Source organism: Microbacterium sp. M1A1_1b (genome assembly GCF_053345565.1).
Window position 1 is genome coordinate 639,602 of sequence record NZ_JBKFAJ010000002.1, and the last position, 24,261, is coordinate 663,862.

The 24,261-nt window shown below is 71.0% G+C and carries 23 protein-coding genes and 2 tRNA genes; 17 read left to right on the forward strand and 8 right to left on the reverse strand.

Annotated elements, in window-relative coordinates; all coding sequences use genetic code 11:
• Positions 1 to 107 precede the first annotated feature (107 nt).
• From ACLBWP_RS07710 to ACLBWP_RS07730, 5 genes are all read left to right on the forward strand, one after another.
• Positions 108 to 1,313, forward strand: a complete 1,206-nt coding sequence (locus ACLBWP_RS07710; protein WP_243561658.1) for a sensor histidine kinase — start codon at positions 108 to 110, stop codon at positions 1,311 to 1,313.
• Entirely contained in the window at positions 1,310 to 2,542 is a 1,233-nt protein-coding gene (locus ACLBWP_RS07715; protein WP_447654718.1) for a hypothetical protein, read from the forward strand. Before ACLBWP_RS07710 ends, ACLBWP_RS07715 begins: the two co-directional genes overlap by 4 nt.
• The gene (locus ACLBWP_RS07720; RefSeq protein ID WP_447654719.1) at positions 2,529 to 3,230 is read left to right on the forward strand and encodes a DNA-binding response regulator; all 702 of its coding nucleotides are present in this window, start codon (positions 2,529 to 2,531) and stop codon (positions 3,228 to 3,230) included. Before ACLBWP_RS07715 ends, ACLBWP_RS07720 begins: the two co-directional genes overlap by 14 nt.
• The gene (locus ACLBWP_RS07725) at positions 3,230 to 3,862 is read left to right on the forward strand and encodes a thymidine kinase (protein WP_447654720.1); all 633 of its coding nucleotides are present in this window, start codon (positions 3,230 to 3,232) and stop codon (positions 3,860 to 3,862) included. The genes ACLBWP_RS07720 and ACLBWP_RS07725 overlap by 1 nt, the downstream gene beginning before the upstream one ends.
• Positions 3,863 to 3,979: 117 nt before the next feature.
• Complete coding sequence (locus tag ACLBWP_RS07730; protein ID WP_447654721.1) at positions 3,980 to 5,017, forward strand: LLM class flavin-dependent oxidoreductase; 1,038 nt, start codon at positions 3,980 to 3,982, stop codon at positions 5,015 to 5,017.
• A 60-nt stretch (positions 5,018 to 5,077) separates the two neighbouring features.
• Here the strand turns inward: ACLBWP_RS07730 and ACLBWP_RS07735 are convergent, their stop codons facing one another.
• From ACLBWP_RS07735 to ACLBWP_RS07755, 5 genes are all read right to left on the reverse strand, one after another.
• The gene (locus ACLBWP_RS07735; RefSeq protein ID WP_447654722.1) at positions 5,078 to 5,701 is read right to left on the reverse strand and encodes a response regulator transcription factor; all 624 of its coding nucleotides are present in this window, start codon (positions 5,699 to 5,701) and stop codon (positions 5,078 to 5,080) included.
• On the reverse strand, positions 5,698 to 6,723 hold the full coding sequence (locus ACLBWP_RS07740; protein ID WP_447654723.1) for a sensor histidine kinase: 1,026 nt from the start codon (positions 6,721 to 6,723) through the stop codon (positions 5,698 to 5,700). Before ACLBWP_RS07740 ends, ACLBWP_RS07735 begins: the two co-directional genes overlap by 4 nt.
• 120 nt (positions 6,724 to 6,843) lie before the next feature.
• Positions 6,844 to 6,917 (reverse strand) — tRNA-Pro (locus ACLBWP_RS07745).
• A gap of 81 nt (positions 6,918 to 6,998) precedes the next feature.
• The gene (locus tag ACLBWP_RS07750; protein WP_447654724.1) at positions 6,999 to 7,955 is read right to left on the reverse strand and encodes a metallophosphoesterase; all 957 of its coding nucleotides are present in this window, start codon (positions 7,953 to 7,955) and stop codon (positions 6,999 to 7,001) included.
• On the reverse strand, positions 7,952 to 10,513 hold the full coding sequence (locus ACLBWP_RS07755; protein ID WP_447654725.1) for a transglycosylase domain-containing protein: 2,562 nt from the start codon (positions 10,511 to 10,513) through the stop codon (positions 7,952 to 7,954). Before ACLBWP_RS07755 ends, ACLBWP_RS07750 begins: the two co-directional genes overlap by 4 nt.
• Positions 10,514 to 10,563: 50 nt before the next feature.
• On the opposite strand from ACLBWP_RS07755, the gene ACLBWP_RS07760 reads away from it, so the two are divergent.
• Together ACLBWP_RS07760 and ACLBWP_RS07765 are read left to right on the forward strand one after the other, a co-directional pair.
• The gene (locus ACLBWP_RS07760; RefSeq protein WP_111227112.1) at positions 10,564 to 10,722 is read left to right on the forward strand and encodes a DUF4177 domain-containing protein; all 159 of its coding nucleotides are present in this window, start codon (positions 10,564 to 10,566) and stop codon (positions 10,720 to 10,722) included.
• Positions 10,719 to 11,180, forward strand: coding sequence for a RidA family protein (locus tag ACLBWP_RS07765; protein ID WP_243561650.1), 462 nt, complete (start codon positions 10,719 to 10,721; stop codon positions 11,178 to 11,180). Before ACLBWP_RS07760 ends, ACLBWP_RS07765 begins: the two co-directional genes overlap by 4 nt.
• Positions 11,181 to 11,259: 79 nt before the next feature.
• Here ACLBWP_RS07765 and acs read toward each other — a convergent pair whose 3' ends face one another.
• Positions 11,260 to 13,230, reverse strand: a complete 1,971-nt coding sequence (acs, locus tag ACLBWP_RS07770) for an acetate--CoA ligase (protein ID WP_447654726.1) — start codon at positions 13,228 to 13,230, stop codon at positions 11,260 to 11,262.
• 610 nt (positions 13,231 to 13,840) lie between these two features.
• Between acs and ACLBWP_RS07775 the strand changes: the two genes are divergently transcribed.
• The 10 genes from ACLBWP_RS07775 to ACLBWP_RS07820 all read left to right on the forward strand — a co-directional run bounded on the left by ACLBWP_RS07775 (position 13,841) and on the right by ACLBWP_RS07820 (position 22,437).
• Complete coding sequence (locus tag ACLBWP_RS07775) at positions 13,841 to 14,866, forward strand: TadA family conjugal transfer-associated ATPase (protein ID WP_447654727.1); 1,026 nt, start codon at positions 13,841 to 13,843, stop codon at positions 14,864 to 14,866.
• Positions 14,867 to 15,129: 263 nt separating this feature from the next.
• Positions 15,130 to 15,810 carry a type II secretion system F family protein gene (locus ACLBWP_RS07780; RefSeq protein WP_447654728.1) on the forward strand — a complete coding sequence of 227 codons (681 nt, stop codon included), beginning with the start codon at positions 15,130 to 15,132 and terminating at the stop codon, positions 15,808 to 15,810.
• A 207-nt stretch (positions 15,811 to 16,017) separates the two neighbouring features.
• Entirely contained in the window at positions 16,018 to 16,179 is a 162-nt protein-coding gene (locus tag ACLBWP_RS07785) for a DUF4244 domain-containing protein (protein ID WP_243561646.1), read from the forward strand.
• Positions 16,160 to 16,492, forward strand: a complete 333-nt coding sequence (locus ACLBWP_RS07790; RefSeq protein ID WP_243561645.1) for a TadE/TadG family type IV pilus assembly protein — start codon at positions 16,160 to 16,162, stop codon at positions 16,490 to 16,492. The genes ACLBWP_RS07785 and ACLBWP_RS07790 overlap by 20 nt, the downstream gene beginning before the upstream one ends.
• On the forward strand, positions 16,489 to 16,854 hold the full coding sequence (locus ACLBWP_RS07795) for an Rv3654c family TadE-like protein (protein ID WP_447654729.1): 366 nt from the start codon (positions 16,489 to 16,491) through the stop codon (positions 16,852 to 16,854). The genes ACLBWP_RS07790 and ACLBWP_RS07795 overlap by 4 nt, the downstream gene beginning before the upstream one ends.
• A 128-nt stretch (positions 16,855 to 16,982) precedes the next feature.
• On the forward strand, positions 16,983 to 19,802 hold the full coding sequence (gene topA / locus ACLBWP_RS07800) for a type I DNA topoisomerase (RefSeq protein ID WP_447654730.1): 2,820 nt from the start codon (positions 16,983 to 16,985) through the stop codon (positions 19,800 to 19,802).
• Complete coding sequence (tmk, locus tag ACLBWP_RS07805) at positions 19,799 to 20,431, forward strand: dTMP kinase (protein WP_447654731.1); 633 nt, start codon at positions 19,799 to 19,801, stop codon at positions 20,429 to 20,431. Before topA ends, tmk begins: the two co-directional genes overlap by 4 nt.
• A gap of 25 nt (positions 20,432 to 20,456) precedes the next feature.
• Positions 20,457 to 21,599: a DNA polymerase III subunit delta' gene (locus ACLBWP_RS07810; RefSeq protein ID WP_243561641.1), complete on the forward strand. Its 1,143-nt coding sequence runs from the start codon at positions 20,457 to 20,459 to the stop codon at positions 21,597 to 21,599.
• Positions 21,600 to 21,680: 81 nt separating this feature from the next.
• A complete protein-coding gene (locus tag ACLBWP_RS07815) occupies positions 21,681 to 22,316 on the forward strand; it encodes a TetR/AcrR family transcriptional regulator (RefSeq protein ID WP_243561640.1) in 636 nt (211 codons plus the stop codon).
• 45 nt (positions 22,317 to 22,361) lie between these two features.
• Positions 22,362 to 22,437: transfer RNA gene (locus ACLBWP_RS07820), tRNA-Thr, on the forward strand.
• Positions 22,438 to 22,496: 59 nt separating this feature from the next.
• Here the strand turns inward: ACLBWP_RS07820 and ACLBWP_RS07825 are convergent.
• Both ACLBWP_RS07825 and ACLBWP_RS07830 read right to left on the reverse strand, forming a co-directional pair.
• On the reverse strand, positions 22,497 to 23,336 hold the full coding sequence (locus ACLBWP_RS07825; protein ID WP_447654732.1) for an ABC transporter permease: 840 nt from the start codon (positions 23,334 to 23,336) through the stop codon (positions 22,497 to 22,499).
• Positions 23,333 to 24,250, reverse strand: a complete 918-nt coding sequence (locus ACLBWP_RS07830) for an ABC transporter ATP-binding protein (RefSeq protein ID WP_447654733.1) — start codon at positions 24,248 to 24,250, stop codon at positions 23,333 to 23,335. The genes ACLBWP_RS07825 and ACLBWP_RS07830 overlap by 4 nt, the downstream gene beginning before the upstream one ends.
• Positions 24,251 to 24,261: the final 11 nt, after the last annotated feature.

Here is a 24,261-nt window from a genome sequence, read left to right on the forward strand (position 1 = left end):
TATCATCGAGGCAGTCGTCTCCCGGTACCCGATCCGGGGTACACGGTCGCCTCGATGGTGGTTGGATCGTGGGCGGCGCTCCCTGGCTCCCGGAAGGACGACGCACCGTGCTCGGCATCCCCACGCACCTCGCACCGCGAGTCAACGCGTGGTCCACGGTCCGTGCCTTCCACGCCGCCGCGATCGGGTCGCTCGTCGCGGCGGCGATCACCCTCGTGCTGTTCCGGATCGACGACCCCCGCGTCGGGGTCGTGCCCGCCGTGGTGGCCCTGCTGCCCATGCTCGCGATGACCGCCGTCCACGTGCAGTTCAGCACCCGGCGATCCGCGGTCGCGTTCCTCGCCGTCGGCGGTGTCTGCGCCTGGTGGTTCTCGGTCGTCGTCCTGCACGAGGTCCCGGTGCCGTGGGTCGCCTCGTACCTGCTCTCGCTCGTCGTCGTGCCCCTCGTGCTGGTCGGCGGCGCGGGCGCGGTGCCCGGTCGCGTCGTGCTGTGGTCGGTCGGCGGGCTGCTGGTCGGGCGGGTGGCGACGTCCCTCGCCACGCTGCAGACCGGTGGTCCGGAGCACCCCCTCGTGCTCGCCTGGTTCACCCTGGCGTTCGTGGTGGCCATCGTGCTGGTCGCCGGCCGGACGACGCGCCGGTCCCAGCGCGTGCAACCCGAGCTCCTGCGGTCCGCGCGCGAAGAGCACGCCTCGGCGTACCGTGCGGGCGTCGAGCTCGAGGCGTCCGCCGTCCTGCACGACACCGTGCTCAACCACCTCGGGGCGATCACCCTGGCTGCGGACGGGCCGATGGACGCCCAGCTCGCCCGGATGGTCGAGTCGGACGTCGCCATGCTCACGGGGTCCGAGTGGTTGGCGCCGGCACCGGAGACCGATGCCGGTGCGGCGGTCGACGCCTTCGAACACATGCTCGACCAGGAGCGCGCCGAGGGGCTCGAGGTCCTGATGACCGGTGACCCCGCAGCGATGGACCGACTCGAACCCGGCACGGTCACGGCACTGGTGCGGGCGGTCGGGCAGTGTCTGGCCAACGTCCGCAAGCACGCGGGCACCGACTCGGCCGAGGTCAGCGTGTTCGACGACGGCGTCGCGTGCACCGTGATGGTCGTCGACGACGGTCGCGGCTTCGACGAGCAGCAGACGGGTGCGGACCGCATGGGGCTCCGCAACTCGGTCCGCGAACGCATCGGTCGGGTCGGCGGTGACGTGCAGGTCTGGTCGTCCCCGGGCACCGGTACGAGCGTCATGATGACGGTGCCCTTCGGCGCGCGGACCGGCGTCGTCCAGGTCGCCGACGGAGTGGCTTCGTGACCGCCAGGGCTGCGGTGCCGTCCGGACGACGTCGCCGCGACGGTGCCCGGCGTCCGCCGCACGGCATCGTGCGTCCACCGGCGGGACGGACCGCGCAGCAGTACGACCCGCTCGGCGCGATGGGCGCACGGCCGCTCGCCGTCGTCCTGGGGGCCGTCGGGGTGCTGTGGGGGATCGTCACCTCGGTCTTCGACCGCGACGTCGTCGGCAGTCCCACCCTCAGCGCGATGGCGGTCCTGCTGCTCGCCGCGTCGGCAGCGGTGGTCGTGGTGGCGTCGAGTCCGTTCCGGGCCCCGTTCCCGCGCTGGGCGTTCGTCCTGCACGTCGGGCTGCTCGCCGCGGCAGCGGTCTCGAGCGTCGCCGCGCAGTGGGGGCCGGACCGCAACGCGCTGAACGACTTCATGGCACTGCTCACGGCGACCGGCATCGTGATGGCCGCGCCGTACCGTCCCTGGGCCGACCTGGTCGTCGGTGGTGTCGTGCTGGCCGTCGTCGATGCGCTGGCCTGGGGGACCGCAGCGTCGGTCTTCCCGCACGGGGTCCCGGTGTCCGTTGCCGCGTTCCTGGCGGCCGCGCCGACCCTCGTGCTCACGGTGGCGGCGGGGGTCTTCGCGTGGACGTTCAGCGGGCTGGCCGAGCGGGTCCAGATCCGGGCGGGGTCGTACTCGGTCGAGCGGGCGGAGCGCGACGGCATCGCCGCCAGCGTCGAGGCGGACCGGTCGACGATCCTGGCGCGGGACGTCGGGCCGTTCTTCGCCGAGCTGCGCACCCGCGAGACCATCACCGACGCCGATCGCGCTCGGGCCCGGTCGATCGCCGACGGCATCCGTCGCGCCATGGTCGCCGATGCGGACCGCACGTGGTTCGAACAGGCCGTCCGCGCCGACGGTGGGGCCGCCGCCGTGGTCGACGACCCCGACGGGCTGATCGCCACGCTCGACACCGACCAGCGCACCGTCGTCCGCACGGTGGTCCGGGCGCTGCTGAGTGCCCCGACGGTGGACCCGGCAGCCTTCCGTGCGGCGGTCCGACCCGGGGCCGCCGCCGACGGCGAACCGTCGACCGACCGTGTGTCCGTCGCGCTCGACGTCGGGGTGGACGACTCCGACGTCGGCATCCACCGCACGTTCGACCCCTACTTCGCCGTCCTGCGCGTCACGTTCCCCGACCTCGACGTCGCCGTCCGTCCCTCGTCCCTCGCATTAAGGTTCTCCTATGACCAGCACTGACCCGAACAGGCTGACGGAAGGCGCCCCTGCCCTGCCGAACCCGGGCTCCCGCCGGGTCCGTCTGGCCATCCTCGACGACCACGAGGTGCTGCTGGACAGTCTGTCGAGCTGGATCGCCGTCAACGCGTTCGACTTCGACCTGGCCCTGACCGCGCACACCTGGCTCGAGATGGTGCACAGCGACAGCTTCCCGACCGACCTGGTGTTCCTCGACTTCCAGCTCAAGGAACCCGTCTCGATCGAAGCCCGTGTGCGCACCTGTCGTGCCGCCGGCGCGAAGGTCATCGTGCTGTCCAGCGTCGACACCCGCGAGTCCCGTGACCGCGCCCTGGCGGCCGGTGCGGCGGCGTTCCTGTCCAAGTCCCTGCCGATGCGCGAGGTCATGGACGTGGCACGCGACGTCATGGGTGTCGCACGTGAGACCCCGCCGCAGCGCGAGTGGCGTCCGCTGCCCACCGGTGCAGCCGCGCACCAGCGCCCGAAGCTCAGCCACGGCGAAGAAGAAGCGCTGCGCCTGTACGTGTCCGGGTACTCGACGAACGAGGTCGCCAGCCAGATGAACGTGCAGTACGAGACCGCCAAGACCTACCTGCGGCGCGTCCGCGAGAAGTACGCCAAGGTCGGCCGTCCGGCGTCGAAGAAGTCCGACCTGATCCGTCGCGCGGCGGAGGACGGCTTCCTGGCGTAGTGGCGAAGCTCTACTTCCGGTACGGCGCGATGAACAGCGGCAAGAGCACCGGACTGCTGCAGGCCGCCTACAACTACGAGGAACGCGGCCACCGCGTCCTGCTGGCGAAGCCGTCGGTCGACACCAAGGGCGACCGCGAGATCGTGTCGCGGCTCGGCGTCACCCGTCAGGTCGACATCGTGCTGGCTGCCGACGCCGACGTCCGGCACGCCGTGGCCCAGGCCGGCGCGGTCGACCCGCAGGCGCCGCGGCTCGACGGCATGGTCCGGCCGGTCAGCTGCGTGCTCGTCGACGAGGCGCAGTTCCTCAGCCCACGGCAGGTGGACGACCTGCTGCGGATCGCGGTCATCGACCAGATCCCGGTGATCGCGTACGGCATCCGCACCGACTTCCGGACCGAGGCATTCCCCGGCAGCCGACGCCTGCTCGAGCTCGCGCACTCGCTCGAAGAACTCAAGACGATCTGCCGGTGTGGTCGCAAGGCGGTCTTCAACGCGCGCAAGGTCGACGGCCGGTTCGTGTTCGACGGCTCCCAGGTGGCGATCGACGGCGTCGACGTCGAGTACGAGTCGCTGTGTGCGAACTGCTACCTGACCGAGTCGGGCGGGCGGCTCGACGGCGACCTGGGCTGACGGACCCGGCCGTCGCGTCGTGACCCGGCCACCTGCCGGACGGCCGGAGGGGCACCACCGTGCACCGGGCCTCCCGTCCGGCGGAATGCGCGCGCGGTCACCCGCGTTGTGACCGACATGAGCGACGCCCCCCTGCACCTGTCGGTCCTCGACCTGGCCACCCGTGAGTACGGCCAGAGCAACACCGAGGCCCTGCAGGGCTCCATCGACATGGCCGTGCACGCCGAGCAACTCGGGTACGAACGGTTCTGGGTCGCCGAGCACCACGGCATGCCCGGCATCACCTCGTCGGCCCCCGCGGTGCTGCTCAGCGCGGTGGGCGCCGCCACCAGCACCATCCGCATCGGGTCGGGTGGCGTGATGCTGCCGAACCACGCCCCGCTCGTCGTCGCCGAGCAGTTCGGCACCCTGCGCGCGCTGTACGGCGACCGCGTCGACCTGGGGCTCGGCCGCGCGCCGGGAACCGACGGCGCGACCGCGATGGCGCTCCGCCGGACCGACCGGCTCGACGTCGACGACTTCCCCCAGCGCCTGGCCGACCTGATCGGCTTCTTCACCGGCATGGACGCCGACAACCCGCTGTCGCGGATCCGCGCGGTGCCCGGCTACGGCGACGTGCCGGAGTTCTGGCTGCTCGGGTCGTCCGGGTACAGCGCGCAGGTCGCCGGTGCCCTCGGCATCTCGTTCGCGTTCGCACACCACTTCGCGTCGGACAACACCGAGGCCGCACTGGCCCTGTACCGCGATGCGTTCCGTCCGTCGCGCTTCCGGTCCGAGCCGAACGCCCTGATCGGCGTGCAGGTCGTCACCGACGAGGACCCCCGTGTCATCGACGAGCAGAGTGCCCCGGGCATGATCTCGTTCATCCGGATGCGGCAGGGTGTGAAGCCCGAGCCGGTCTCGATGGACGAGGCGCGCGCCTACGAGTTCAGCGACCTGGAGCGCCGGTTCATCGCCGCGCGCACCGAGCGTCAGGCCTACGGCTCGGCCGACCAGGTGGCGGACAAGATCAACGCACTGGTCGAGTCGACGGGTGCGAACGGCGTGATCGTCGCCCCGGGCGCGGCGCAGGCGCGGTACCGGCACCAGGCGCTCGACGTCGTCGCCGCGCTGCACCGCGAGGGCCGCCTGGTCCGCTCGGCCGTCGCGGCCTGACGCGCTGCGTGCTCTGCGCTGCGCTGCTCGACTGCGCGTCGGACGGCCAGGAGGCCCGGCTCAGCGCAGCAGACCGAGTCGCGTGGCCGTCGCCACGGCTCCGACCCTGCTGGTCACGTCGAGCTTCCGGAACAGGTTGTAGACGTGGCGCTTGACCGTCCCGACGGCGAGTCCCAGGTCCGCGGCGATCTCGGCGTTCGAGCGTGCGCTGGCGATGCGCTGCAGGACCTCGATCTCGCGGTCGCTGAGCGGTGACCCCGCGCGGGCGTCGGTGACGACGTCGACCGGGAACGTCACGGGTGCGCCCGGCTCGGTGCCGGCGCGGACGATGCGCTCGACGAGTTCGCGGCTCGGGGTGTCCTTGGTCACGAAGTCGACCGCCCCCGCGTCGAGCAGCGCCCGGCGCAGCACGGCGTCCCGGTGCATGGTCAGGACCACGACGGCGATGCCCGGGTGGTTCCGCCGCACGGTCGCGATGGTGGTGCGTGCGGGCGGCCCGTCGAGTTCGACGTCGAGCAGCAGCACGTCGACGGCGGCCGCCTCGGGGCCGTCCAGCACGTCGGACGGCCGTTCGCCGTGGGCGACCACGCGGATCGTCGGCACCGAGGCCAGGATCGTCGCCAGTCCCTCACGGAACAGCCGGTGGTCGTCGACGATGGCGACGTGGGTGATGCCGGGGCTCACAGCGCGCCCTTCGGCACGACGAGCGTGACGGTCGTGCCAGCACCGGGGGCGCTCACGACGTCGAGGGTGGCACCGACCAGGGCCGCGCGCTCACGCATCGTGGACTGACCGAGCCGACCGCCGACGCGCTTCGCCTGGTCGAACCCGGGGCCGTCGTCCTGCACAGTGATCGTGACGGTGTCGTCGGTCCACGTGAACACCACGCGGACGGCGGCGTCGCGGGCGTGCTTCCACCAGTTCGACAGCGCCTCGAGCAGGATCGTCAGGGACTCCTCGGCGCGCCAGTTCACCAGGACGCTCGGTGTGCCGTGGGACTCGATCGTGACGTGCTCGGTGTCCGGGAACAGGTCGGCGACGTGTCGGGCCAGCGCGGCGTCGAGCAGGTCGTCCCCGACACGGGCGTGCAACGCGACGGCCAGGTTCTGGACGTCACCGAGTGCCCGTCGGAGCTGTGCCGCCGCGGCCTCGAGCTGCGCGGTGCGCTCCGGTGCCGGGGGATCGGTGAGCAGGGCGAGGTCGATGCGCTGCAGCCCGGCCAGGATCCCGTGGGCGACCCGGTCGTGCAGGTCGCGGGCGATGTGCGCTCGCGAGTCCAGGTTCGCCGTCGTGACGCGTTGGCGGAGTGCTTCGGTGTACGCGATGGCCCCGGCAGGGAACCGTCGCCAGATGCCCGCGTGCAGTGCCCTGGAGGCACGGAGCAGTTCGTCGGGGGTGGTCGCGCCGACCTCGGCGACGAAGACGGGCAGGTACTCGTCGAACAGCACCTCGGCCGCCAGCATCGCGCCCGCCGGGTGCTGCATGCGCTCGGCGTGCAGCGCTCCCGTCGCCAGGTGCTCGTCGGCGATCAGCGTGTCGCTCGTGATCGAGGCGTCGTACCCGCTGGCGTAGTGCCGGTGTGCGTCGGTCAGCATCGACGTGACGTTCTCGACCAGGCTCGCCGCCAGGACCGGGTCGTCGCCCAGGTCGGGTGACATCGCGGCGATGCGGTGCAGGACGGGCGTCAGGTGCTCGGCGATCTCCATGGCCCTGTCAGGCTAGCGGGGGAGCGGGGACGGCCCGGTGTGCCGGCCCGCCGGTGTGTCCCGGGACACAAGCACGACATGCGGAAGGCCCGGATCCGTGTGGATCCGGGCCTTCGACTGTCGGGGTGACAGGATTTGAACCTGCGACCTCCTCGTCCCGAACGAGGCGCGCTACCAAGCTGCGCCACACCCCGAGGTGTGTTGGCCACTTGCGTGAAGCAACCTGAAGCAGTCTAGCGGATGATCGAGGGTGTTCTCGACCACCGGCCGGCCGGTCAGACCGTGCGGGCCGTCAGGGTGACGACGACGGCTTCCGGGCGGCAGGCGAAGCGAACGGGGGCGTAGATCGACGTGCCGAGCCCGGCCGAGACCTCGAGCCACGACCAGTGCGTCTTGTTCTGCCACCGGTGCAAACCGCTGACGTACTCGCGCGGCAGGTCGCAGTTGGTCACGAGTGCGCCGACGCCGGGCACCTGGACCTGGCCGCCGTGGGTGTGTCCGGCGAAGACGATGTCGGCGCCCTGGGTGACGAAGGCGTCGAGGACCCGCCGGTAGGGCGCGTGCGTGACGCCGATCGACACCGGTGCGGGACCGTCCTCGTCCTCGGACCAGGGGACCTCGCCGCGCATCTCGTCGACGTTGGTGGGCAGCAGGTCGAGACGGTCCCAGTCGCGGTGCGCGTCCGAGGTGCCGAAGAGCTCGAAGCGCGACCCCCGGACCTCGATCGCCCGGGCGTGGTCGTTGAGGTCGAGCCACCCGAGCGACTCGAAGAACGCCGTCTGGCGCTCGACGTCGAGATCGACCTGCGCCTTCTGGTGCACGGCGCTCGGGCCGCTGAAGTAGCGCAGCGGGTTGCGGGGCGACGGGCCGTAGAAGTCGTTCGAGCCGTACACGAACGCGCCGGGGACGCCCCGGAACGGTTCGAGCGCGTACTCGATCGCGGCGTTGGCGGTCTCGTGGCCCAGGTTGTCGCCGGTGTTCACGATGAAGTCCGGTTCGACCAGGCTCAGATCGCGCAGCCACTGCTGCTTGTCGGACTGCCACGGCGCCATGTGGATGTCGGACAGGTGCAGGACCGTGACGTCACGCGACCCCGGCGGCAGGACCGGGACGGTCTCCCACCGGATGCCGAACCGTCGCCGCTCGACGAGCGTTCCCCACGCGGCGGCAGCAGCACCGGCGGCGGCACCCGCGGCCAGGACCCCGAGTGCCGCTCGACTGGTGCGCGTCACTTGCAGCCCTTCGGCGCCTTGCCGTCCTTGTCCCCGTAGAGCTTCACGGTGACGGCGGTGTCCTTCGACGTGGCGGTGCCGGCTGCCGGGTCGACACTGGCGACCGTGCACTGGTTCTTGCCGTCGCCCTTCTCGAAGTCCCCGGCGACGGCGACGTTGCCGAAGCCGGCTCCGTTGATCGCCGAGCGAGCGTCGCCGACGGACTTGCCGGTCACCTCGGGCACAGTGGCCTGTGAGCCGTCGGTCGTGTACACGGTGACCGTCGAACCCTTCGACAGCAGCGACCCGGAACCGGGCGAGGTCGACGAGACCGTGCCCGCCGTCCCGCCGCCGGGCTGCGTGCCGCCGTCGACGTACGTGAACCCGGCGTTCGCGATCAAGGAGCGGGCCTCGTCGGTGGTCTTGCCCGCCAGGTCCGGCACCGCGATGCTGTTGCCGCGGATGGCGGACTGCGACGGCGTGGGGAAGGCCTCGCCCGGGAAGTACTGGTTGATGGGGGTCATGGCCTGACGCCACACGCTGGCACGGGCGCTGGCGTACGACCCGCCGGCACCGCTGTAGTAGTGCCGCAGGTTGGTCTTGCCGCCGTCCCAGTTGCCCTGCCAGTAGGCCGTTGCGACCTTCGAGCTGCCGCCCACGAGCCAGATCTGGTCGGCGTCGTCGGTGGTGCCGGTCTTGGCGAACATCGGGGTTCCGTCAGCCGTCTGTGCCCCGACCGCCGTGCCGTACTTGATCGTGCCCTGCAGCGCGTACGCCGCGGTGGCCGCCACGCTCGGGTCGAGGACCTGCTTGCACTCCTTGGGCTGTCCGCCCAGGCTCTTTCCCTCGGCGTTCGTGACGTTGTCGATCGCGATGGGCTTGCAGTAGGTGCCGTTGTTGGCGATCGTCGCGTAGGCCGAGGCCATCGTCATCGGGGCGATCGTGTTGGTGCCGAGGATCGACGACGGGTACGAGTTGAGTTCGGTCTTCTCGTCCGCCGAGTGCACGCCGAGGTCCTGCGCGGTCTGCTTGATGTCGCACAGGTCGAGCTTGGCGGCCATGGACGCGAAGGCCGCGTTCACCGAGAGTGCCGTGGCACGGGCCACCGTGAAGTTGCCGTTCTCGCCCGCCGAGTCGTTCTTCGGGCCGTAGGCGGTGTAATCAGGCGAACCGCAGTGGGTCCACCGGTTGATGATGTGCGGCGTGCCGTTCACGGTCTCGTTCAGTCCGTGTCCGTCCTTGAGCCAGTCCAGCAGCGTGAAGAGCTTGTACGTGGAACCGGTCTGGAACCCGGACGAGCCGCCGTACTCCTTGTCCGCGCTGAAGTTCAGTGACGTCGCGGTGGACGGTGACTGGATCGACTGGTCGTAGTCCTTGTTCTGCGCCATCGTCAGGATGCGCCCCGTCGCGGCCTCGACCGAGTTGAACGTGGCGCCCAGCTGGAACCGGGCCTCGGTGTTCGGGTCGTAGGTGTTGAGCAGGTCCTTCTGCTGGCTGTTCAGGTCGAGGTTGAGCGTGGTCTGGATGGTGTAGCCACCGTTCCGCCACGCCGCATCGCGCTCCTTCTGGGTGCCACCGAGCTGGGACATCTGCTTGACGACCTTGATCGCGTAGTCGCAGAAGAACTGGGACCCGTTGCCGGCGGCAGACTGGCAACCCTGGTTCGGGGCCGTCAGGTGCACGTAGTCGGCCGGCTTCGAGGCGATGGCCGCGTCGTACTGCTCCTTCGTCAGGTGCTTCTGCGCGTACATCGACTTGAGGATGACGTCGCGGCGGGCGACGTTGGCGTCGTAGTACTTCGGGTCGGACAGGTTGCGCGTGTTGGGCGACTGCACGATGGCCAGGATCGAGGCTGCCTCTTGCGGGGTCAGGTCCGTGGCGTTCTTGTTGAAGTAGTGCTGCGCAGCGGCCTGCACGCCGTAGGTCTGGTCGCCGAAGTAGGCGATGTTGAGGTACCCGGTCAGGATCGTCTGGTGCGAGTACTTCTTCGCCAGGCCGATCGCGAGCTTCATCTCCTCGAGCTTGCGGGGGATGGTCTGCTCGACCGCGTCGTTGTAGGCCTTCGTGCGCTCTTCTTGTGTGGGGAGCTCGAGGGCCTGCTGCATCTTGATGTTGCGGACCAGCTGCATGGTCAGCGTCGAACCACCGCCGGACTCGCCGAGCCCACCGGCGAGCGAACCGACACCGGCGCGCACCAGTGACGTCATGTCGACGCCGCCGTGGTCGTAGAAGCGCTTGTCCTCGCCGTCGATCGCGGCGTTCTTCAGCTGGTCGCTGATCTGGTCGAACTTGAGTTCCTGCCGGTTCTGGTCGTAGACCGTCGCCAGGTGGACCGACTGTCCGCCCTGGTACGCCAGGACCTCGTTGCGCTGCGGGAGGTCACCGATCTCGATGTACTCCGGCAGCGACTCGAACACGCCGATCGTCGAGGTCGTGGTGACCCCGGCCACCGCGATCGCCGGGGTCACACCGATGGTGACCAGCAGGCCGGCCAGCACGCTGAAACCGACGAAACCGACGAAGGCGCCGACTGCAGAGACTGGTTTGGTCCGCGAGGCAGACGTCTTCTGGGCAGACATATGATGCAGCCTAAACGACACCCATGACTGAAAGGCTGGCAAGGAACCGCATGACTCGCTGGGAGTACTTCACCACACCGCTGATGATCCACAACACCGCCGCCATCCTCAACGCCCACGGGGACGAGGGCTGGGAGCTGGTCCAGGTCGTCACCGGACCCGAGGGTGGACTCGTCGCCTACCTGAAGCGCCCGAAGGCCGACGCGTGAGCATCGCGGCACGCCTGCAGGAGCTCGGGCTCGAGATCCCGGCCGTCGCGGCCCCCGTCGCCGCCTACGTGCCGGCCGTCGTGACCGGACAGTACGTCTACACGGCCGGCCAGCTGCCGTTCGTCGACGGCGCGCTGCCGGTGACCGGCAAGGTCGGTGCCTCGGTGGACGCCGAGACCGCCACCGCCCAGGCGCGACAGGCGGCGCTCAACGCGCTGGCCGCCGTGCAGTCGGTCGCCGGCTCGCTCGACCGTGTCGCCCGCGTCGTGAAGGTCACCGTGTTCGTTGCCTCGGACCCGGCGTTCACCGGCCAGCCCGGCGTCGCGAACGGTGCGTCCTCGCTCGTCGGGGACGTCTTCGGTGACGCGGGGGTCCACGCGCGGAGTGCGGTGGGTGTCGCCGTGCTGCCGCTGGACGCGCCGGTCGAGGTCGAGCTGGTGGTGGAGCTCACCGCCTGACGGCGGTGACCGACGCTGCACACGCAAGTGGGGCCTCCCGTCCGGATCCGGACAGGAGGCCCCACTCGCGTCCGCACGACTACATCAGTTCGGCGATGGTCGCCATGATCGTCGGGTCGGCCAGGGTGGTCGTGTCACCGATCCTGCGGCCCTCGGCCGCGTCGCGGAGCAGCCGGCGCATGATCTTGCCGGACCGGGTCTTCGGCAGTTCCGGCACGATGACGACCTGTCGTGGCTTGGCGATCGCGCCGATGCGCTGCCCGACCCAGGCACGGAGCTCCGCGGCGACGGCGTCACGGTCGACGCCCTCGGCCGCCTCGGTCGTCAGGATGACGAAGGCGACGATGGCCTGACCGGTGGTCTCGTCCGCAGCGCCCACGACCGCCGCCTCGGCGACACCCTCGTGCCCGACGAGCGCGGACTCGATCTCGGCGGTCGAGAGCCGGTGGCCGGACACGTTCATGACGTCGTCGACCCGGCCCTGCACCCAGATGTCGCCCTGGCCGTCCAGCCGTGCCCCGTCACCGGCGAAGTAGCGGCCGGGGAACCGGTCCCAGTACGTCTCGACGAAGCGGTCCGGGTCGTTCCAGATGCCGCGCGCCATCGACGGCCACGGCTCGGTGATCGTGAGGTAGCCGCTCTCGCCCGGGTCGGCGCGGTTGCCGTCCTCGTCCACGATCTCGGCGACGATCCCGGGCAGCGGGGTCTGCGCGGCACCGGGCTTGAGCTTGGTGACCCCCGGCAGCGCCGAGATCATGATCGCGCCGGTCTCGGTCTGCCACCAGGTGTCGACGATCGGCGTGCGGTCGTGGCCGATCACCTGGCGGAACCAGTGCCAGGCCTCCGGGTTGATCGGCTCGCCGACGCTGCCGAGCAGCCGGAGGCTGTCCAGGCTGCGGGCGTCCGGGACCTGGCGACCGCCCTTCATCGCGGCGCGGACCGCGGTGGGGGCCGTGTACAGGACCGTGACGCCGTACGCGTCGACGATGTCCCACCAGCGGCCGGGCTTCGGCTCGTCCGGAGTGCCCTCGTACAGGACCTGGGTGACGCCGTTCGCCAGCGGACCGTAGACGACGTAGCTGTGGCCGGTGATCCAGCCGATGTCGGCCGTGCACCAGTACACGTCCTTGTCGGGGTGCATGTCGAACACGTTGCGGTGGGTGTACGTCGCCTGCGTGAGGTACCCGCCCGAGGTGTGCACGATCCCCTTCGGCTTGCCGGTCGTGCCTGACGTGTAGAGGATGAACAGCGGGTTCTCGGCGGGGAAGGCCTGTGCGTCGTGGTGCGGGTCGGCCTTGGCGAACTCGTCGTGCCACCACAGGTCGCGGTCGTCGTCCCAGGCGACCTCGTTGCCACCGCGCTTGACGACGACCACGTGCTCGACGCTGTCGGTGCCCTCGCCGGCCAGGGCCTCGTCGACCGCGGGCTTGAGCGGGGCGACGGCACCGCGGCGCCAACCGCCGTCGGCGGTGACGACGAGCTTCGCGCCGGCGTCCTCGATGCGGGCGCGCAGGCTCTCGGCGCTGAACCCGCCGAACACGACGGAGTGCACCGCGCCGATCCGTGCCACGGCGAGCATCGTGACGACGGCCTCGGGGATGAGCGGCAGGTAGACGACGACGCGGTCGCCCTGCGTCACGCCCAGGTCGGTGAGCATGTTCGCGGCGCGCTGCACGTCGGCCGTCAGTTCGGCGTAGGTGATGCGTCGCGTGTCACCGGGGGCGCCTTCGAAGTGGATGGCCACCCGGTCGCCGTTGCCGGCCCGGACGTGGCGGTCGAGGCAGTTCTCGGCGACGTTGAGCGTGCCGTCGGCGAACCACGTGGCGAACGGGGCGTTCGTCCAGTCCAGGGTCTGCGTGAACGGTGTCCGCCAGTCGAGCAGCTGTCGTGCCTGGTCGCCCCAGAACGCCGGGCGGTCGGCACTGGCGGCGTCGTGCAGGTCTTCGTGGGCGACCGCATCGGCGACGAAGTCGGGGGAGGGCGGGAACGTCGGCGCGCCGTCGGGGGCTGCGTCGTCGTTCCGGGGGTCGACCTGGGTCGGAGTGGACATCGATGTCCTTTCGCGTCGTTGCGTCCGTGGTGCATCGCGTGCCGCTGGAGCGCGCCCTCGGAGAATACTCCGGGCCTCGGCCGCTCCGATCCCCGGACGCCCGCGGGTGTGTGCACCCGACCAGCCGCTCGACGCACACCGGCGCGTCGGGATTGCCCGGGATGCCGTCTCGTGGGGTACACTCGTTCCTGCCGGACTCGTTTCCGGCGGCATCGGATCGGATTCCCCCCAATCCTCCGTTGTCCTGGCGGCACCTGTTCCCCCCAACCGGTGCCGCCTCTTCTTTTTCCTGCACTCCGACGACACGTGTCGTTGAGATCAGGACGGGCCGCGTCGGCGTCGATCGGCATGGTTGCGCGGAACCGTGGACAGACCGGTCCATGCTGATGCATGCAGTTGCGATACAACATCCACCCGGTTCGACATCGCTGAAGCGCGCCCGGGCGTCGCGGTCGGCGTGGAACGGGCTGTCCGCGGAGTGCGGCACTCGGCGGGGTACGCGTCGAATCAACGGGGTACAAATCGTCCCACTGCTTGGGGACATGCTCTGTCCTCCACAGGTGCATCCACGGCGTCCCGGCTGCTGGTCGAGCAGACCTAGCGTGCCGGGATGCACCGTCACCGCGCCGAGTCCGCACCGTTCCTCCCCGGTCAGCACACCCCTGTCCGCCTGCGCCACGGCCCGGACCCCCTGGTGTTCGAGGAGCTCGCGCCGCTCGTCCTCGACGATGCGGTCTCCGACGTCCTGGTGCAGGGCGATACCGGCGTGTGGGTCGACCGGGGCTCGGGGCTCGTCCAGACCGGCATCCGCCTGCGCGAGCGCCGCACGCGCGAGCTCGCGACGAGCCTGGTGGCCGCGGGCGGTCGACACGTCGACGAGACGACCCCCGTGGCCGACGTCCGGCACGGGGACGGCATCCGGGTCCACGTCGTGCTCGCTCCGGTCGCGGTCCGGGGCACGGCGATCTCCATCCGGCTCCCCGCCGGGCGACGTCCGACGCTCGACGACCTGGAAGGCTCCGACACCTTCTGTCGCGTCCCACGACGGGTCGTCGAAGATGCCGTCCGGCTGCGACGGAACGTGCTGGTGTCCGGCGCCACCGGCAGCGGCAAGACCACCCTGCTCGGCGCGATGCTCGCGCGGGTGCCCCACACCGAACGCATCGTGACCGTCGAGGACGTCGCCGAGCTCCGGATCGACCACCCGCACGTCGTCGGACTCGAGGCCCGGCAGGCCAACGCCGAGGGGGCCGGCGCGCTCGGGCTCGACCGTCTCGTGCGGGAAGCACTGCGCATGCGCCCCGACCGGCTGGTCGTCGGGGAGTGCCGTGGCGCCGAGGTCCGCGAGCTCATGTCGGCGTTGAACACCGGCCACGACGGCGGCGCGGGCACCGTGCACGCCAACGGTCTCGACGACGTCCCGGCACGGCTCGAAGCGCTCGGGGCACTGGCGGGACTCGACCCGACAGCACTGGCTCGGCAGGCGGTCAGTGCCTTCCACCTCGTGCTGCACGTCGAGCGCCGCCGCGGGATGCGCCGGCTCGGGGCCGCGGGCCGGTTCCGTCTCGACGCGCACGGGCGGCTCGTCGTCGAGCGGGTGACCGGGGGAGTAGGGACGTCGTCGCGCCGGGGATGACCGTCCCGCCGGGGGCGAGCGGTGTTGTCAGCGCGGGTCCGCTGGCGAGTGCGCGGGTGCTGGACCGCGTGGCCACGCTGGTGGCGGCTGGCGCGGCGCCGACGCGGGCCTGGGCGCTCGTGGGGGGCGATGCCGCGGGGGACGGCGACGGCGCGGGTGCGGGTGCTGGCGCTGGCGCGGGTGCTCGACTTCGTGGTTTCGGTCGCGGTCGTGGTCGTGATGGTGGTCGTGCACGCTCGGTGTCGGCGGAGGCGGACGTCCGGATGGTGCTGGGGGTCGCGGCACGGACCGGCGCGCCGGTCGCTCCGACCCTCCGCGCCCTGGCTGCGGCGCTCCGCCGGACGGCTGCGGCAGACCGGGCCGTCCACGTCGCGCTCGCCGGACCCCGCACCAGCGCGAACGTCGTCCTGGCGCTCCCCGTGCTCGGGGTGGTGCTCGCGTCCCTGTGGGGTGTCGACACCCTCGGGGTGCTGCTCGGCTCGCCGTTCGGATGGCTCTCCCTCGCCGCTGCCGGGGGTCTCGTCGGCGTCGGGCGCGAGTGGTCCCGACGGTTGGTCCGGTCCGTCGAGCCCGACGGCCGGATCCCCGGTGTGCTGCTCGACGCCTGGGCGGTCGCGCTGTCCGGCGGAGGCTCGTGGTCCGGGGCCGGCGACGTCGTGCACCAGGCAGCCGGCTCCCGCCCGGTCGACGCGGACGCACAGGACCGGCTCGCCGAGACCCTGTCGCTCGCGCGTCGGGCCGGTGTCCCTGCGGCGGCCCTGCTCCGGTCGGCTGCCGAGGACCTGCGCGACGACGTCGCCGCGGCATCCCTCGCGGCGGCGGAACGGCTGGGTGTGCGACTCGTCGTCCCGCTCGGGGTGTGCGTCCTGCCCGCGTTCGTCCTGGTCGGCGTCGTGCCCGTCGTCGTCGCGCTCCTCTCCTCCACCGTCGCGGGCCTGGGGTGACGTCTCCACAGCGTCGTCCGGCGAGCCCCTGGCGTGTGTCGACGTCGCCAGGCTGGGACCACCACCGAGAAGGGACACCCCATGACACCGCTCACACACCCTGACCGCCCACACCGTGTTCTCCCGTGCCGTGCACGTTCGCGCGTGCGGCGTGCGATGCGCCACCGTCATCTCCTGCGATCGCCGCGGGTCGTCGGCGACCGGCCTGTGCGGATCCGTCTGCAGGGGGACCGGGGATCCGCCACGGCCGAGTACGCGGTCGTGATCCTGGCGGCCGTCGCGTTCGCCGGGGTCCTCGTCGCCGTGATGCGATCCGGCGAGGTGCAGTCGATCCTCACCGACCTGGTGCGTGGTGCGCTCTCGCTGTGACCGGGGAGCCGTCACGGTCGAGTTCGCCGTCGCGCTGCCCGTCATCGCGATCGTCGTGACGCTGGCGATCGCGGGCGTCCTGCTCGTCGACACCCAGGGCCGGCTGCAGCTCGCCGCGGCAACTGCGTCGCGCGCGCTCGGTCGCGGCGACGCCGAGACCGGACAGGCAGCGTTGGCCGCCCTCGGCGCCGACGCGTCCAGTGCGGTGTCCCGCCACGGCCACCTGGTGTGCGTCACGGTCGAACGCCGACCCGGTGGCCCGCTCCCCGTGGTCCTGCGGGGTGCTGCCTGCGCTGCGGACGGCGGCGGGTGACCACCCCGGACACGCGCGACCGTGGATCGGCCACCGTCGTGATGGTCGCGGTCGTGGCGGCGGTGCTCGTGCTCAGCAGCAGCGTGCTCGCCGCGGCGGCGATCCGAGGTGCCGAGGTCCGTGCCCAGGGCGCCGCCGACGCTGCTGCACTGTCCGGGGCCGCTGCGCTCGTCGGGCTCGTGCCCGGCACGCCGTGCTCGATCGCCGCCACGGTCGTGGTCGCCGCCGCGGAGAGCCTGGCCTCGTGCGACACGGCAGGCAGTGTGGTCCGCGTGGCCGTGACGGTCCGCTCCGGACCGATCACGGTCGGGGCGGACGCCGTGGCAGGTCCCGAGCCCGCTCCCTCCCCTCTCCACCGATGACCGAGACCGGCGGGCATCCCCGGCACGGTGTGTATGGTGTGCCTGTCGGCCCGCCGGTCATCGATGTCCCGGTCGACCCGGACGCTTCCGCGTCCCAGGGCCGACAGCACCATCGATCAAGGAGTCACGTGCCAGGCACGAAGAAGCTCGTGATCGTCGAGAGCCCTGCGAAGGCGAAGACGATCGCGCAATACCTCGGTGACGGATACGAAGTCCAGGCGTCAGTCGGGCACATCCGTGACCTCATCGAGCCCAAGAACCTCCCCGCCGAACTCAAGAAGGGTTCGATCGGCAAGTTCTCCGTCGACGTCGACAACGGGTTCGAGCCCTACTACGTCGTCTCCGACGCCAAGAAGAAGACGGTCGCTGACCTCAAGCGTGCCCTGAAGGACGCCGACGAGCTCTACCTCGCCACTGATGAGGACCGCGAAGGCGAAGCCATCGCATGGCACCTGCTCCAGGTGCTGAAGCCGAAGGTCCCCGTCAAGCGCATGGTGTTCCACGAGATCACCAAGGAAGCGATCCAGCGCGCACAGGAAGCCACCCGCGAACTCGACACGGCGCTCGTCGACGCGCAGGAGACCCGTCGCATCCTCGACCGTCTCTACGGCTTCGAGGTCTCGCCCGTGCTGTGGCGCAAGGTCGGCCCCGGTCTGTCCGCTGGTCGTGTGCAGTCGGCCGCCACCCGTCTGGTCGTGGACCGTGAGCGTGAGCGCCTGGCGTTCGTCTCGGCGAACTACTGGGACCTGACCGCCCGGTTCGAGAAGGCCGGCGACAGTGCCTTCACCGCCCGGCTCGCCCGCATCCACGGGACCCGCGTCGCCTCCGGACGCGACTTCGACGACCGCGGACAGACCACGTCCGAAGCCGTCCGTCTCGACGAGGCCTCGGCCACCGCGCTCACCGGCGTGCTCGAGCGTGCTGGTGACGCCGTCGTCCGCAGCGTCGACTCGAAGCCGTACACGCGTCGCCCGGCGGCGCCGTTCACCACGTCGACCCTGCAGCAGGAAGCCGCGCGCAAGCTCCGGTTCTCGGCGCGCCAGACGATGAGCGTCGCGCAGTCGCTCTACGAGAACGGTCACATCACCTACATGCGAACCGACTCCGCGTCGCTCTCGCAGCAGGCCGTGACCGCTGCCCGCAAGCAGGCAGCAGACCTGTACGGCGCGGACACCGTGCCGGACAAGCCGCGCAGCTACGCCGGCAAGAGCAAGAACGCGCAGGAAGCGCACGAGGCGATCCGTCCCGCCGGTGACGTGTTCCGCACGCCGTCGCAGATGGAGAAGGTGCTGCGCGGCAACGACTGGCGGCTCTACGACCTCATCTGGAAGCGCACCGTCGCCTCGCAGATGGCCGACGCCAAGGGCTCCACCGCGTCCGTGGTGCTGGGCATCACGTCGACCGAGTCCGTCACGGGGCTGGCGTCGACGGCGTCCGGCACCGACGTCGAGTTCACCGCGTCCGGCACCGTCATCACCTTCCGCGGGTTCCTCAACGCGTACGAGGAAGGTCGCGACGAAGAGCGCCACGAAGCCTCGGCGAACGGCGCGGACGCCAAGCTCCCTGCGATGACCGAGGGTGACCACCTGGGTGTCGACGAGGTCGAGGCGAAGGGGCACGACACGTCGGCTCCGCCGCGGTACACCGAGGCCAGCCTGGTGAAGACGTTGGAAGAGCTCGGGATCGGCCGCCCGTCCACGTACGCCGCGATCATCTCGACCATCGTGGACCGCGGGTACGTCACGCCGCGGGGCACCTCGCTCGTCCCGAACTGGATCGCGTTCAGCGTCGTCCGGCTGCTCGAGGACTACTTCGGCGACCTGGTCGAGTACGACTTCACCGCCGAGATGGAGAACGACCTCGACCGGATCGCCGCGGGCGACGCGGACCGGGTCGACTGGCTCAAGGGCTTCTACTTCGGTGGAGGTGACCAGCGCGGTCTGCGCACGGTCATCGACAACCTGGGGGAGATCGACGCCCGGGAGATCAACTCGGTCGAGCTCTCGCCGGGGCTGACCCTGCGGATCGGTCGCTACGGGCCGTACATCGAGACGCCGAGCGACGACCCGGAGAAGCCCCGCCGCGTCAACGTCCCCGAGGACCTGGCACCCGACGAGCTCACCCCGGAGAAGGCCCGCGAACTCGTCGAGGCACCGGTCGTCAGCGACCGCGTCGTGGGCATCAACCCCGACACCGGGAAAGAGGTCCTGGCGAAGGACGGTCGGTTCGGTCCCTACGTGACCGAGCGCACGCCCGAGCCCGAGCCGTCGGTCGACCCCGCCACCGGCGAGGTCCTCGACCAGGCCACGACGGCCAGCGCTGGCGCTACCGCGACGGCGACCGCGACGAAGCCCTCCGCGAAGACCGCGACCACGGCCGGCGCGACCGACGACGCCGCGGCCGCACCGAAGAAGAAGACCTCCAAGAAGGCCGCGGCCCCGAAGGAACGCACCGCATCGCTCTTCAAGTCGATGGACCCGCAGTCCGTCGACCTCGAGACGGCGCTGAAGCTCCTCGACCTGCCGCGCACGGTCGGGCTCGACCCCGAGTCCGGTGCCGAGATCACCGCGCAGAACGGTCGGTACGGCCCCTACCTCAAGAAGGGCACGGACACCCGGACCCTGCCGAGCGAAGACGCCATCTTCGACGTCGACCTGCCCGGTGCGCTCGAACTGTTCGCGCAGCCGAAGTACGGCGCGAAGCGTGCTGCGACCGCGGCGCTGAAGGAGTTCGAGGCCGACCCGGTGTCCGGCAAGGCGATCAAGGTCAAGGACGGCCGCTTCGGTCCCTACGTGACCGACGGCGAGACGAACGCCACGATCCCGCGCGGTGAAGAGGTCGAGGACGTCGACTTCGAGCGTGCCGTCCAGCTGCTCGCCGACAAGCGTGCCAAGGGTCCGGTCAAGAAGAAGCCCGCCGCACGCCGCGCACCGGCGAAGAAGAAGTGACCGGACGCTTCATCACGCTCGAGGGCGGCGACGGTGCGGGGAAGACCACCCAGGCCGAGCTGCTCACGGCGTGGCTCGAAGCGCACGGTCGGACGGTCGTGCGGACGCGTGAGCCCGGAGGCACCGACCTCGGGCTCCGCATCCGCCAGATCGTCCTGCACGAACGCGGCCACGTGTCGCCCCGGGCCGAGGCCCTGCTGTACGCGGCCGACCGTGCACACCACGTCGAGACGGTCGTGCGACCGGCCGTCGCGCGCGGCGACGTCGTGCTGCAGGACCGCTACATCGACTCGTCGGTCGCCTACCAGGGCGTCGCCCGCGGTCTCGGTGCCGACCAGGTCCGCGGCGTGTCCGACTGGGCTGCCGACGGACTGGTCCCGGACGTCACCGTCCTGCTCGACCTCGACGTGACCGTGGGGCGTGCCCGCGTCGCAGCCGCTCGGGGGGACACCTTCGACCGGCTCGAGTCCGAGGCGGCGGCGTTCCACGAGTCGGTCCGGCAGGCCTTCCTCGGCATGGCCGCCCACGAGCCCGACCGCTTCCTGGTCGTCGATGCCGCCGCGCCCTCCGAGCAGGTGCAGGCAGCCATCCGCGCCGGCATCGGTCCGCTCGTCGGGATCGCGTCGTGACGGTGGTCGCTGTCAGGATGGGCTCGTGAGCGTCTGGGACGGCCTGACCGGGCAGGAAGAAGCGGTCGCGTCGCTCCGTAACGCGGCCGAGTCGCCCGACGGCAGCGGCGGGATGACCCACTCGTGGTTGATCACCGGTCCGCCCGGGTCCGGACGGTCGAACGTCGCGACGGCGTTCGCCGCGGCCCTCGTCGGTTCCGGTCCGGACGACGACCACACCCTCCGCCAGATCACGGCGCACACCCACCCCGACGTCTCCGTGCTCACGACCCAGCGCGTCATCATCACCATCGACGAGATCCGTCACCTCGTCACCTCGTCGTACTACTCACCGTCCGTGGGACGGTGGCGCGTGGTCATCATCGAGGACGCCGACCGCATGACGGAGCGCACCTCGAACCTGTTGCTCAAGGCGCTCGAAGAACCGCCGGAGCGCACGGTGTGGATCCTCTGCGCGCCCAGCGAAGCGGACCTGCTGCCCACCATCCGGTCCCGTGTCCGCTCGGTGCGCCTGCGTGTGCCGGGCGTCGAAGCCGTCGCCGACCTGCTGGTCGCGCGCAACGGCGTCGACCGCTCCCTGGCGCTCGACGCCGCGCGGCAGGCGCAGAGCCACATCGGCATGGCGCAACGCCTGGCCACCAGCGCGGACGCCCGCGACCGCCGACGTCGGACCCTGCAGACCGTCCTGCGCATCCGGAGCGTCGGCGAGGCCGTGACCGCCGCGGCCGAACTGCTGGCCGTCGCGGACGAGGACGCCAAGGCCATCACCCTCGAGCGTGACGCCGAGGAACGCGACGCCGCGCTGCGCTCGCTCGGCGTGGAACCGGGCGGCACGATCCCACCGGCGCTCCGGTCCCAGCTGCGCGCGATGGAGGACGACCAGAAGCGTCGGGCGACACGCAGCCTGCGGGACGGTCTCGACCGGATCCTGGTCGACGTGTCCTCGCTGTACCGCGACCTGCTGCTGATGGGGCTGGGTGCGCCGGGTGAGCCCGTCAACCTGGCGATGCAGGACGAACTCGACCGTGCGCTCGGATCGGTGCCGCCGGCGGCAGCGCTCGAGATCCTCGACGCCGTCGCGCTTGCCCGTCAGCGGATCGCGGCGAACGTCGCGGCACTGCTGGCTCTCGAGGCCCTGCTCGTCACGGTCGTCCGAGCGCTCCGCTGAGCGGCCTGCCCGTCGGAACGCTCCGCTGAGAGCAGACCGAGGCAGCGCCATCGGTGCCCTTCGACATGGGACAATCAGCCCATGCCCGAAGCAGAACCCGGCCTGCGTGAACGGAAGCGACGCGCCACCCGACTCGCCATCCAGCAGGCTGCCCTGCGCATCGCGATCGAGGACGGGCTGGCGGCGGTCACCGTGGACGAGGTCTCGCGGCGCGCCGACATCTCCCCGCGCACCTTCTTCAACTACTTCCCGAGCAAGGAACAGGCGATCCTGGGCGACGATCCGACCCTGCCGGACGACGACGCCGTCGATGCCTTCGTCACGGGCGGTCCGACGGGGCAGATGCTCGGTGACGTCGGGGCGCTGCTGGTGCACTCGGCCCGCGAACTCATCGAGGAACGGGGCCTGATCGGCGAGCGGCAGCAGGTGTTGCGCGCGAACCCGGAGCTCTTCAGCCAGCGGATGGCGTCGATGAAGGAGTTCCAGGCCGAGCTCGAGTCGGTGATCGCCCGGCGCATGACCCATGACGACCCGACGGTCGCCGACGACCAGGCCGGGCTCCATCGTCGCGCCCGGCTGGCGTCGCTGGTCTCGTTGGCGACCCTGCGGCACGCGTGGTGGGAGTGGTCCGACTCCGCGGCGGACTCGCACCTGGTGGACGATCTGCAGCGGTCGTTCGACGAGCTCGGGTCGCTCGTTTCGCGCTCGCTCGTCTGAACCTGTATAGTCGTGACCCGTGCCGCTCCGGTCACCGGAGCGTCCGCCGCCTTAGCTCAGTCGGTAGAGCGATTCACTCGTAATGAATAGGTCGTCGGTTCGATTCCGACAGGCGGCTCCACAGGGCAACAACGAAACCCCCGGTCACCCGGGGGTTTCGTCGTTCCGGTGCCCGGGGCGTCACACGTCGCGCGACCGTGCTGCCGTCATCGCCAGGGCGCCGACCACGACGACCTCGGCCGCGAGCACGCCGAAGCCGCCCCAGCCGTTGAGCACGAGCCCCGACTGCGCCGCCGGCGCCCCCGGGGCCGCGTAGGCGAAGAGCTGGCCGCCGGCCTGGGACGGCAGCAGGTTCGTCACGTCGAGGATCCACTGTGCGTTCGTCAGGCTGAAGAAGATCGACAGGATGACCGGCAGCACGAGCAGGATGCCGAGCGTGATCGCGATCCCACCGGCGCTGGAGCGGACGAGCAGGCCGATGCCGTACGCCAGCAGTGCCAGCAGCGTGACGTAGACCGACGAGCCGAGGATCGGCAGGACCACGGCGGGGTCGCCGAGGTCGGGATGGACGTTGTTCGCCGCCTGCAGCGCGGTCGACACCACGACGCCGATCCAGGTCGACACGGCACTGACCAGGAAGGTCGTCAGCGCGAGGACGAAGGCCTTCGCCAGGACCACACCGATGCGGCCGGGATCAGCCGTGAAGGTCGACCGGATCTGGCCGGTGCCGTACTCGCCCGTGATGATGAGCACGCCGAGCACGCCGACGACGAGCGCCGTGATGGTCACCCCGGCGGTGTTGATGTTGACGATCTGCGCGTTCACCTGGTCGGTGGGCAACGTGGCGCCGTCCTGGTTGACGAGCGCACCGAGCAGCACGGCCATGGCGATCGTCAGGACGACGAGCACCCCGTAGCACCAGACGGTGGAGCGGATGCTCCGGAGCTTGATCCACTCGCTGCGGATCAGTCGCGGGAAGGACAGGCGGGCGTCGGCCGGAATGGTGGCAGTGGCGGTCATCGGGTGCCCTCCGACCGGTACTCGACGTCGTCGCGGGTCAGGGCCATGTAGGCCTCCTCGAGGCTGGCGCCCATCGGGGTGAGTTCGTGCAGGACGACCCCCGCCTGCGCGGCGATCGCCCCGATCGTGGGAGCGTCGGGACCGACGACCAGGAAGGACCCGTCGTCCCGTGGGGTGACCGCGGAGGCGGCCGTGCCGATGGCGGGGAACAACCGGTCGGGCGTCGGTGTGCGGACGACGACGCGGGTGCCACCGCCGTCGGACCCGGCCACGAACTCCGCGATGGGGGCGTCGGCCAGTACCTTGCCCCGGCCGAGCACGACGACGCGGTCGGCGGTCTGCGCCATCTCGCTCATCAGGTGGCTCGACAGGAACACCGTTCGGCCGTCCGCGGCCAGACGTCGGGCGAGCTGCCTGACCCACAGCACGCCGTCCGGGTCGAGGCCGTTGACGGGTTCGTCCAGGATGAGGGTCCGGGGATCGCCGAGGAGTGCCGCGGCGATGCCCAGGCGCTGCCCCATGCCGAGCGAGAACCCGCCGACACGTTTGCGCGCCACGGACTCGAGCCCGGTCATGTCGATGACCTCGTGCACCCGGGCCTTCGGGATGCCGTGGGTCGCTGCGAGGGAGAGCAGGTGGTTGTAGGCGCTGCGGCCGGTGTGCACCGCCTTGGCCTCGAGCAGGGCCCCGACCTGCCGCAGCGGGTCGCGGAGTGCCTGGTAGGACTGCCCGTTCACGGTGGCACGTCCGGCGGTCGGCCGGTCGAGTCCCATGATCATGCGCATCGTGGTGGACTTCCCGGCGCCGTTGGGTCCGAGGAAGCCGGTCACGCTGCCCGGTCGGACGACGAAGGAGACGTCGTCGACAGCGAGCTTCGGACCGTATCGTTTGGAGAGATGGTCGACTTCGATCACGGCGGCCACGG